We start from the raw sequence: 471 nt of genomic DNA, 5'->3' as shown, positions 1-471 counted from the left end.
AACTCAAACTTGTAACCATCAAATCTCCCGTAACCCCTTATCCCTCAAGAGTTTAGACACAAAATAATGCTAATCAGCTCTTTGAAACCATCTGGTTAGTAACTTTGGAGCTTGATCCAAAAAGGTATCAACTAAAGATTCAAGGACTTTATCAGTAAGAAGCCCTGTCTCTTCCAATTTTTCCATAAACAGCTGAAGTAGGTAATGAAGTGCTTGTCTAAAACTAAGGTCTTCGATTTCTCTGCCCATGATGAAAAAGAGGTCGCCAAAACTCCTCTGATCCGTATCTAAACGTCCTTGATAGGCAATCATACTATAGGCAAGACAGACTCCTGTTGTATATCCAAAGAGTTCATCATAAGAAAGGCTTTGACAACGTGTCAAGCGCAGATATTGCTTGCACATCTTGAAATAAACCTCTATTGCCCACCGTTTACCATATGTTTGGATGATTTCTTCTTCGCTTAAAGA

General features: G+C 38.9%; 1 protein-coding gene. It reads right to left on the bottom strand.

What is annotated here, in order from left to right:
• Positions 1 to 69: 69 nt before the first annotated feature.
• Positions 70 to 471, bottom strand: a 402-nt coding sequence (locus STRDD11_RS13320) for a transposase (protein ID WP_164828519.1), incomplete at its 5' end; no start/stop codon positions are given.

This window comes from Streptococcus sp. DD11 (assembly GCF_001578865.1).
GTDB classification, from domain to species: Bacteria; Bacillota; Bacilli; order Lactobacillales; family Streptococcaceae; genus Streptococcus; species Streptococcus panodentis.
This window is presented reverse-complemented; position numbering and strand designations above follow the sequence as displayed.